Origin of the sequence: Vibrio sp. 10N.247.310.98, from assembly GCF_041467395.1 — a bacterium.
GTDB lineage: Bacteria > Pseudomonadota > Gammaproteobacteria > Enterobacterales > Vibrionaceae > Vibrio > Vibrio crassostreae_C.
In genome coordinates, this window is the sequence record NZ_JBFSUL010000001.1 from 64,485 (window position 1) to 76,411 (window position 11,927).

General features: G+C 44.7%; 2 protein-coding genes. One reads left to right on the forward strand and one right to left on the reverse strand.

The genetic code is table 11. The features are described 5' to 3' along the window. Positions 1-14: 14 nt before the first annotated feature. Positions 15-10,541, forward strand: a complete 10,527-nt coding sequence (locus tag AB6E78_RS00275) for a tandem-95 repeat protein (RefSeq protein ID WP_372153720.1) — start codon at positions 15-17, stop codon at positions 10,539-10,541. Positions 10,542-10,628: 87 nt separating this feature from the next. Here AB6E78_RS00275 and AB6E78_RS00280 read toward each other — a convergent pair whose 3' ends face one another. After that, positions 10,629-11,822: a class I SAM-dependent methyltransferase gene (locus tag AB6E78_RS00280; protein WP_372132252.1), complete on the reverse strand. Its 1,194-nt coding sequence runs from the start codon at positions 11,820-11,822 to the stop codon at positions 10,629-10,631. Positions 11,823-11,927 lie beyond the last annotated feature (105 nt).

Consider the following 11,927-nt stretch of genomic DNA (forward strand, 5'->3'; position numbering starts at 1 on the left):
ATTACCAGATGGTGATGACCGACGGTTACGGCTCGACAGCGGAAGCGACGGTGACCCTGAAAGAGAGCAACGTGAACGAGGGCCCAGTAGCGATTGATGACACATATGAAACTCATAGTGAGACGCTGCTCTTCTCTGAGTCCTTTGAAAACATGACAAACACAGGTCGTTGGACAGTAGTAACTGGCGACGAACTGGGTGATTGGGAAGCAACAAATGGTCTAGAGATTCAGCGTGACGGTCTCATAGCTGAAGCGACAGACGGTGACTACCTCGCTGAGCTTGATGCTCATCAAAACACCGCGATCACAACAAGTATTAATACGTCAGACCAAGATAGCGTTCGTGTTGAATTTGATTACAACCCTCGACGAGACGGTAATTCATCTTCTGACATGACGTTTAAAGTCGGTGACACGTTAGTTACTGTTCACGCCGATGGAACTCTATCGGGTGCCGACGGACTTAATGTCCAAATAGGGCAACCTGACGCAAATGGTTGGTATAAGATCACGGCTGAGTTCGAAGTCCAAGGGGACGTTACGGACCTTACATTTGCAGGCGCTGGTGCTTCAGATAGCTACGGTGCGTTGTTAGATAACATTACAGTGACAGGTATTAATCAATCTAAACTTGTTACTGCTGAAGACACGTCTATCACGATTTCTTTTGATGAATTGTTGGCGAATGATACTGACATTGATGGTGATGAGCTCTCAATTGTTGTGGGTTCAATTACCTCCGCGACTAATGGTGAGCTGTTTGTCGACTACACAAACAATACAATTACATTCACACCGGATACCGACTATAACGGGGAGGCAACTTTTAAATATAAAGTGACCGATGGGAACGGTGGGGAAGACGAAGCAGAAGTTACGCTTAATATCACTCCTGTGAACGATGCACCAGTGCTGATAGGTGATTTGTTGGGTGAAGTGGATGAAGAAGGCAGCTACACCATTACGGCTGAGGACCTAGGCTACACGGACGTTGATGATACTGACACAGGTGTGACCTTCACGGTCGGCAACGCGAGTGACGGCATAATCTTAGTCGGTGGTGTTCCGTCGAACCATTTCACTGTGGCGCAGTTGGCGGCGGGTGAAGTGACGTTCAAACATGACGGCAGTGAAACCACGTCAGCGTCGTTCGATGTGAACGTTGAAGACGGCAACGAAGATGGTAGCACACCGGTAGACAGCACTTTCAACTTGACGGTGACGCCAGTGAATGATGCGCCGGAACTAACAGGCGATTTGGCGGCGGAAGTGGATGAGGCAGGCAGCTACACGATCTCGGCAGCTGACTTGGGTTATACAGACGTTGACGATACAGACACAGGCGTGACCTTCACGGTCGGCAACGCGAGCAACGGCACAATCTTAGTGAACGGCGTCGCGTCTAGTAGTTTCACGGTGGCGCAGTTGGCGGCGGGTGAAGTGGCGTTCAAGCATGACGGCAGCGAAACCACGTCGGCGTCGTTCGATGTTAACGTTGAAGACGGCAACGAAGATGGCAGCACACCGGTAGACAGCACGTTCAACTTGACGGTGACGCCAGTGAATGATGCGCCGGAGCTGACAGGCGATCTGTTGGGTGAAATGGATGAAGCAGGCAGCTACACGATCACGGCGGCAGATCTTGGCTATACGGACGTTGACGATACGGACACAGGCGTGAGCTTCACGGTCAGCAACGAGAGTAACGGCACAATCTTAGTGAACGGCGTCGAGTCGAGCAGCTTCACGGTGGCGCAGTTGGCGGCGGGGAAAGTGACGTTCAAGCATGACGGCAGCGAAACCACGTCGGCGTCTTTCGATATTAACGTTGAAGACGGCAACGAAGATGGCAGCACACCGGTAGACAGCACGTTCAACTTGACGGTGACGCCAGTCAACGATGCGCCTGTAGCCATCAGTGATTCTTACAAAAACGTTCAAGAAACCATATTGCTTACCGAGTCATTTGAAAATATGGCAAACCCAGCGGGTTGGACGGTTGTTTCTAAAGACCCATCAGAGGTATGGGACTTTACTAATGGTATAGAGATTGAGCGAGACGGCTTAATTGTTGATGCTACCGACGGTGATTTTTACGCAGAGCTAGACCCACATAAAAACACGGTGATGACGACATCAATTGATACGTCGGATCAAGATTCTTTGAGGGTAGAGTTCGATTATAACCCTCGCCAAGACGGCAACTCGTCGTCTGATATGACTTTTACTGTTGGGAATACAACTATTACGCTGCATGCGGATGGAACAGTGACTGCACCAGAAGGCATTTCTGTAACACTAGATGGTCCGGATAACAAAGGTTGGTATCAAGTAAATGCAGAGTTTGATGTTAGTAGTGATGCTACTTTAATCGCTTTTGCTGGTGCGGGTAAATCTGATTCGCTTGGTGCGTTCATCGATAACATTACAGTTACCGGAATAGATGCACCCAAACTCATAACGGAAGAAGATCAGGCTCTTACTATTAGTGGTAGTGAGCTGCTAGCCAATGATTTCGATGTTGATGGGGATGACATAACCATATTTTCTGTCAACGCAACCGATGCTACAAACGGTTCTGTTCAGCTGATAGATGGCAATGTCGTGTTTGAACCTAACCAAGACTTCAATGGTGAAGCGACTTTCGAATACACCATTGTTGATACTCATGGTGAAAAAAGCACTACGACAGTGACCGTTAATGTCACACCAGTAAATGATGACCCTATCGCGAACGATGATTCAAGAGCGTTAGGTGATAACCTGATCGTCAATGGTAGCTTTGAAGACTATGAATCGGTATCAAATGCCGGCTGGGGTTCTCGAATCGACCAACTAGATGGTTGGTCCTACGATGCAAGAACTGGTGCTTTAGATTCAGTTCAAGAAGGCTATGCTGTTGATGAAACAGACGGCGATCGTATGATTGATATGGAAGGTAACGGTGACAATGTAACCCTTACCCAACAAATTCAAGGTGTGGAAAGCGGTACCCTATACCAACTGTCTTTTGATACGGCAATGTACGAACGACTGCCGAGTGCTGAGCTTGAGGTTATTTGGAACGGTGAAGTTGTTGCTACGATCACCCCTGAAAGCAACATAATGCAAACTCAGTCATTGGAATTATTAGGTGGTAGTGGCGATGGTTCAAATACCCTTTCATTTAGAGAAGTTGGCACTGAAGGCGACAAGAGTGGGACTTATCTAGATAATATCAAATTTCAAGAAGTGATTAAAAACCTTCAGACACAAGAAGATATAACTCTCGATATTCCTAGTAGCGAGTTACTTTCGAATGATTCTGACGTTGATGGTGATACGTTAATTATTTTAGATAGTTTAGTGATTGATCCAACATACGGTCAGGTTGAGTTAGTTGAACTACAAGATGGTTCTCAAACCGTTCGTTACACTCCTGCGGATGACTTCAATGGTATCGCTACGTTTACTTACACAGTTTCTGACGGTAAAGGTGGTACTGATACCGCAGTGGTTACGATTAATGTCACTCCAGAAAATGATGCTCCAATATTTGTCAAAGATGGAGTGCCGATTGGCGATACTGATCAAATAAGTGTATCGACTAAAGAGGATAACTCTGTATCTGGTAAGGTTACTGCAACCGATATTGACGACACTGACCTGACTTACACGGTGAGCCAACCTACAAACGGTAGTGTTGAGATCGACCCTGAAACCGGCGAGTGGAAGTACACTCCGAACAACGAGTTTGATGGAGATGATTCATTTGTTGTTACCGTGTCAGACGGCAACGGTGGTACAGATACCGTTACAGTTAATGTCGATGTATTACCTGTAGCAGAACTGACTGTGACAGCTGGTCTACCAGTAACTGAAGGTGATGAGGCTTATCTATCATTTGAAATCAACCTAGATGAGCTTGTCTCAGAGAACGTTGGTCTTGTTCTTACACTAGGGTCGGCAGGGGACTCTGCAACTAAAGGTGTCGATTACGAAGACACGATCTACGTTAAAGATGGACAAGATTATAAAGCGCTTTCAGAGCAAGAGCTTGCCGATCTTATTATTGCTAGCGGCTCTGATAGCTTAGAAGTCTTCATCAAGGTTCTTGATGATAAATTGCTAGAGGGTGAAGAAACTGTAACTCTAAAAGCTAGCTCAACTAGCGAGTTTGTTGAAAATGACAAACAGGACTCAGATACAGCTAAGATTGTCGATGAGACAGACACAAATGATAAAGATACCGTTACAATTGGGCTGACTGGTCCCGATTCAGTTATTGAGGGTGATAAGACAAGCCCATTTACGATTACGCTAAGTGAGCAAGTGCCTGAAGATAGTGTGGTTACTCTTCAGTACTCTTACACAAACGCGAGCAATGAAGATATTGTTGAAGTTATAACTGTAAACGTAGACGCAAATACAAATACAGCGACCTTTGAGATTCAAACTGAACAAGACAACGAATACGAAGTCGGACAAGAGTTTAACGTTAGTGTTGTATCCGTAACTCAAGATGGTACCGATGTATTTGAGAAGCTAGATACGTCTAGCGCTGATAAAAATGTAGCTATTGACGACAGCCATGATAACCCGCCAAAAGCTGAAGACTTCTCTATTTCTCTCAATGCAGATGGCTCTTCGCAAGTTATTTTCGATACCGGAATGGGAGCTATCGAAGGAGATGGTACAGACCATATTTCTGATGACGAAGATGATAACGATAATGACGCAGATACAAATCTCGGTGTGATCATCACAGAGTTACCTGATTCAGGAACTCTTTACTATGTCGATGGTAATAACAAGGTTGAAGTGGTAGTTGGGCAGACGTATGCAGATCCTAACAACATCGTTTATGAAGATGACCAAGAATCAACAGGCTTCTTCTTAGGTGTTGATGATACATCCACATTAGATAAAGGCCCTCATAGCACTGCAGAGTTTCATAACTGGGGTGATGAAGTAGATGCGTATACTCGCGAACTGAAGTTTGATAATGGTGATGTCGTCACCATTACCTCGGAAGGTCGAAATAACGTTGACGCCAAGCCTTTAGTACAGAACAACAGCCAGCAAGGCCATATGGGTTTCGGTATTGCATCGACTAATCGCGGTATTCACCAAGATGAGGTAATCAACATTGATTTCTCTTCTCGTCCAGCGGACTCAGTAACGGTTGGTCTAAGCGGTTTGGGTGGCTGGTTTGCTCCAAATGCTGATGATAGTGTTCAATCAAGAGCCGAGATTACAGTCACCTTTGATTATGGTAATGGTGTCACAGAAGACAAAACCTTCCTTTATGATGACACCCACAATAATCAAAATGTCACGATTGTCGCTCCTGAAGGTGCTGAGATTGTTTCGGTGGAAGCAAGCACACAAGGACCAGGTAACTGGGAGCTGACTTCTCTTGAAGCTAAGGCGTCAGATTCATTCGAATATAAAGCGGTAGACAGTGATGGTAACGAAAGTGAAGTTAAGACAGTTACTATCGATAAGTCTGGTGACCTGAATGCGAATAACGATCCGCAAGGCTTCGAAGTTAAACTGGGTGAGTTCAGTGAAGACAACGACTCTCCATGGTCGGCTGAAGGTGCAGAGCTGAGTGCCAGCTTCAATGGCCAAGATAAAGACTTTGCACACAGCGGTATTAAGATTGGTGTTGCCGGCAAAGTGGGTGGATTGGGTGCTCAGATTGAATATGATCGTGCAGAACAGCAATCTGAGAAGTTTGAAATCAATTTAGATAGCCCTGCGACTCAGTTTACATTTTCAGTATCTAACTTGTTTAAAAACGAAGGTAATGACGGTGATTTCACTGATAACCATGAACAAGGCAGTTGGGTAGCGTACCTCAATGGCGTAGCGGTTGCAGGTGATACGTTTATTGCTGAAGACGGTAACAATAAAGGTACTTACGAAATAACACCGCTTACTCCTGATGGTACGCCAATCGCATTTGATACTGTGGTATTTGAAGCAACTGAGTATTCCAACCAAGCAACGCATGATAATGATGCGTCAGATTACTTCCTAACTGGTTTTAAAGCCTCTAGTGAAGGCGCATATGCAGTGAATCAAGGCGGCATTCTTGAGATTCCAACATCGAAGCTTGCTGGCATTATCGGTTCTGAGCTTCTAAATAACGATATCGATTCAGATGGCGACAATCTACGTATTACCTATGTATACGGTGAAACGGAAGGTAATGCGTATATCAAAGACGGCATCGTATACTTTGATTTAACTGGCGATGACTTTGTCGGTGAAACAACGTTTAAATATCAGATTACTGATGATAATGGCCAAATCGCGAGTGCTGAAGTTAATGTTATCGTCAACCCTCTACCGACCCCTTCTAGTGTTGCGTCTGTAGACCTGCTAGCAGACTCAGTAGTTGAAGGTGATGACCTTGGCTTTAAAGTAACTCTGGATTCAAGTGCACTTGTTGAATCTGCGTTGGACGTTACTTTTGGTAAGAACACGGATGCTGCGAATGATTCGGGTGAAGAAAAAGATCTCGACCTGAGTCAGGTTCGTTTTACTAATGGCGTCACCTATGATCAGCAAAGCGGCAAACTGATTGTCCCAATTGGAGTGAAGGATTTTGCAATCTTGATTCCGACAATTGATGACAGTCTCCATGAAATCGCTGAAACCTACACCGTGACTGTTGATGGTGAATCCTCAGTGGGTAGCATTACTGATAACGATGAAGCTCCAATTATCGATACAGTGAGCAACGCGGTTAATCTAAATAATGAACAAGTAATTGAAGGCGATATAGCCGTCTTCACCGTGAACCTAGTTAACACAAGCAGTCAAGAGACTCGATTCGACTGGTCGTTAAACTCCGGTTCTGCCGAGCTCGGTGATAACAAAGATTTCACCGACAACGTAGAGTTCACTGAGGGCGTGACGCTTGTTAATGGTCAGCTTGTTGTGCCTGCGGGAGTAACGTCGTTTGACATCAAGGTACCAACTAACGAAGACGGCATTGATGAGTTAAATGAGAACTTCACGCTCGAAGTGGATGGTAAGCAAGGTATTGCGACGATCATTGATAACGATGAAGCACCGCAAGCACAGGACTCACATGTCATTGGCGATGAGGCACAAGCCCAAGGTTCATCGATTACGTTTAAGTGGGCCGATTTCAACGTTTCTGATGCAGATTCCAGCGAATTGTCGATTGTTATCACTAGTGCTCCAGGTGCGGGTGATATGTATCTGTACAACGAATCTACTGATGAATGGGTTCTGTTAAATACTGAAACGATTGGTACAGGTGTACCAGTAAGCCAAGAGCAGGTAGAACAAGGTTTCTTGATATTCAACCCAGTAAGCTATGAATCTAGTACATCAATGTTTGATGAAGATAATGTAGTAACTGGTAATAATCAGCAAGATTATGCGGAGTTTAACTACCACAGTTCTGATGGCATCAACACCAGCTCTAGTACGACGATGTCGATTGATATTCGCCCTGATACGACACTTGCCAAGTTAGTTGTAGAAACACCAAATGTAGATTTAGATGAAGGTTTTAAGTTAGAGCAATGGGAGAACCTAGACTTTGATTACAACAATGGTAGCGGTGTCGCTCCGGACGTTGTTGAACAAGCAATCGAGTCTGCAGGTGTTGCCAACACTTCAGAAGTTACACAGACGCCAGACTTTGGCACTCAGAACTCTCCAGCTATCGAAAACATTTCGAGCAAACTTACTGGTTTGGTATTCCTAGTTGCTGGTGAGTCATACGTGTTTAGCGGTCATGCAGATGATTCATTTAGACTTGAAGTCGGTGGTGAAACCATGGCCTCTCAAACTTGGGGCGGAGGCGGTACCTATGAGTCTTCAGCCTTTGTACCATCGGCATCTGGTTGGTACACAATTACTGCATTCCACGACAACGAGGCTGGTCCAGGTAATGCCACTATCAGTGTCGCAGTTGGTGGTAATGAACCCGTAGACTTTAACACGGACAACTTCGATATTGTTCCGGATGTAAGTTCGCTTGAGGATAAAGTTAATATCGGGGCACAGGTTGAACATGAATCCTTAGAGGGTGGTTATTACCCAGCGTTCGATATTAATGAAGGGCTGGAAGATACCTTTATCAATGTCTCTAAGATAACTACGCAGCTTGTTGATACCGATGGTTCAGAGACGTTGAGACTCGTCGTGTCCGGTTTGCCTGAAGGTTCAATTGTTAAACTTGGAGATCAGGAGCTTGTTGTTAATGCTGATGGTGAAGTTGATATATCTGCTTGGTTAACATCAAATGGTACTGCCGAAACAGTGCTCGCTGATCTGATGATTCAGGTTGATGAGCCAGGCACTTATAACGTTAAGATTGAAGCGATTTCAGACGAGATTGTCGGAGATACCAGTGAGATTTCGAACGGGGCCTTCGACTTGATTGTTCATCCAGTGTCTGTTGGACCGGATGCTGAGAGTAAGGAAGCCTTTGGACAAGAAGATACTATTTTAGTGCTATCGATTGATGATTTTGGGATTGAGTCTGGCAACGATATAGTGATAACTCATCAACCACTCGATGGAGCGTTGGTAATTAACCTTGGTACTGTTCAAGAGCCAAATTGGCAGCCACTAAACTCGAGTCAGATTACATCGGCTCAATTAATTTCAGGCGTGATCGGCTTTAATCCAGATGCTAACGAATCTGGTTATGACGGCTTTAATGTTGATGGTGTAGGCAATAAATCGAATGACTACGCTGAAATTAAGTTCAAGGCTGTAAACGAGAATGGTACGTCAGAAGAGCATACGCTTACGGTAGATATTACGCCTGTGGCTGATGCCCCATTAGTAGCTGTTTCCATTGGGGATATTACCTTTTCCAACGGTATCGACGTATATCAAGAACTTGTTGGGTTCTCCCAGTTGACTACTACAGAGAAAAACACACTACTTACAGAACTTAAATTAGATGGTTTTGAGGAAGGCAGAGTACTTAACGCGGATATTCATGAGCACTTACATCAAGGCGGATCTAAGGACAAGCTTTATGTTGGTGACCAAAGTCAGGACTCGGACCACTATATAGGTGGTGCGGGCAACGATTGGTTCGTATCAGGCGCTGGAAATGACAAAATTGAAGGTGATGAAACTACCAGTGATATAGGTGTCGATGGGTATGACACTGTAATTTACTCAGGTCCAGTTTCTCAGTACATAATCACAGATCTAGGCGATCATGGTGGAGGTGTCGGCCACTGGCTAGTGCGAGATACGAAGGGGACCGATACACCTAATGATCAATATACTCCTTCTGATGAAAATGGAGACCACTTATATGAAATTGAACGATTGATTTTCTCTGATGCTATCGTTGAACTAAACAACATAGATGGAAGCTATCGTATTGTTCAACAACAGGAAATCCCTGTCGATATAACGGTTTCTTTGCAAGATACGGATGGCAGTGAAATCATTAAAGGTGATTCGGTTACGGTGAGTGGTATTCCGTCAGGGGCGAAACTGTATGTAGATGGAGTACTGCAAACGCCAGTCAATGGTACAAGTAATTACATACTTGCACTTGCTGTTGATGCAGCTGGAGTTGTGGGGACGGTAAGTGCTCAATTAGTATTTCCGGCGGATTATACTGGAAATCGTGATTTTGGTATTACAGTTGAAGCAGTTAGTGAAGAGCAATATGTTACGGGAGCGGACAAATTTGCAAGCTCTACGGCAACTGCAGAAATTGAGGTTCCTGAGCCCGTAACACCAACCACGATTAGTTCTTCTGGAGATGTCACCGACACGATTACCGTAGATGGAGCTGACCTTCAATGGCAGAAGCATCAATTCTCTGCTGGGAATACAGAAAATGAGAGAACATCAACGTTTGATAATACAAACACCGATTACCTTGTTGATGTTGGCAAAGGTGGTGATTACGTTCAACTAGGAGGTGGAAACGACACGGTTTACCTTGGGGGGAGTGAGTCATTAGCCAAGAACCCTAAAGACGGTGCGGCTGAGCGTGATGATTTTGTATCGGAAGGCGATAGTTATAGACCAAGTATGAATAAGAATGACAGCATCGATATTGCTTTCACTGGTGACGGTAACGATACAGTTTACGGACAAGCAGGTATCGACGCTATCGATGGTGGTACTGGTAATGACTACTTAGATGGTGGGAGTGGTGATGACGCACTTAAAGGTGGAGTTGGTCAAGATACGCTGATTGGTGGTCTCGGAAACGATATCCTTATTGGTGGTGATGACGCTGATATATTCAAGTGGGTTGATAGTGATTTAGATGGAAGTACCGATCGAATCTCCGATTTTAGCATCGCGGAAGGAGATAAGGTTGATTTGTCTGACTTATTTGCTGATGCGCCAACTCAACAACAAGTCACTGAGTTGTTAGACAACATCGAGGTTGAAGGAGGCGAAGTTAACTCCGCCATGGTTGTAGAAAAAGATGGGCAGCAAGTTAAAATTGAATTTGATGGCCTCTCCGCTGCAGACTTGACGAATAGTTTGTCTGACATCCTAGTTATTAAAGACGATTGAGTTTGCTGATACTAATAAAAAACCGAGATTGAAGAATCTCGGTTTTTTATGAACTGTAACGCTGTTTCTTAGACTGGTAATTTGTATTTAAAGAACCTTACAAGCAAAACCTTTCAGGTAGAAACCTTCTGGGTAGGCTGTGTCTGTTAGATGATCGGCTGCTTGCTCGAAGCGCTCGACGAACTTAACCGTTCGGCCTGCATCTAATGCTGCATCAGCGATGATTTTTTGGAACAAATCAGTACCCATTAAGCCAGAGCAAGAGTAGGTGAGTAGAGTGCCACCTGGTTTCAGGATTTGCATCGCAAGCATGTTAACGTCTTTGTAGCCGTTAGCGCCTGAAGTTAGGTTATTCTTGCTTGAAACAAACTTTGGTGGGTCCATGATCACTACGTCAAACTTAGTGCCTTGATCACGGTACTCACGAAGCAGTTTGAAAACGTCAGCGTTTAGGAATACAGCGCGCTTTTTCGAGATATCAAACTCATTAAGTTCAGCGTTGAATTTAGCGGTATCAAGAGCAAGTTGAGATACGTCAGCGTTGATAACACGCTTCGCGTCGCCTTTAAGTGCGTAAAGGCCAAAGCCACCTGTATATGAGAAACAGTTAAGGACACCTTTGCCTTTAACGTACTTCATCGATTCTTTGCGGCTATCACGTTGGTCCATGTAGAAGCCTGTTTTGTGGCCTTCCATAATGTTCACGCTGATTTTAACGCCATTTTCTTCAATCACGATAGATTTTGGTGGCTCTTCACCATGAAGAACGCCGACAACTTGTTCTAGGCCTTCTTTCTTACGAACTGCCACGTCTGAACGCTCGTAGATGTTGCAGTCAGGGAAGCACTCGATTAACGCTTCAACCAATACGCTTTTGTTAAACTCAGCGCCAGCACTTAGCAGTTGGCAAACAAGAAAGTCTTGGTATTTGTCGATTGTGATACCTGGTAAGCCATCAGACTCTGCGGCCGTTAGGCGGTAGCCCGTTAGACCATCACGTTCGATAATGTCTTCTCGTAAAGACTGTGCGTCTTGAATTCGTTTTACGAAGAACGCCTTGTTGATCTCTTCTTTTTCAAATGTCCAAACACGAGCTCGAATTTGAGATTCTGGTGAGTAAGCCGCTTTTGCAAGCCACTGACCATTTTGAGCATATACGTCTACAGTTTCACCTTGTTTTGGTTCGCCTTCGACCTTATCGATACCGCGTGAAAATACCCAAGGGTGTTTGCGGCGTAGTGATTTATCTCGGCCTTTAGCTAGATGAATTGAAGGAGTCATAATTTACTCTGTTTGTTGAATTTGAAGGAGGGGTATTGTCGGGGAAGTGCAGGTGAAAAGCAAATAAGAAAGGGCTGCAGAAGCAGCCCTAGTAATGATTAATCA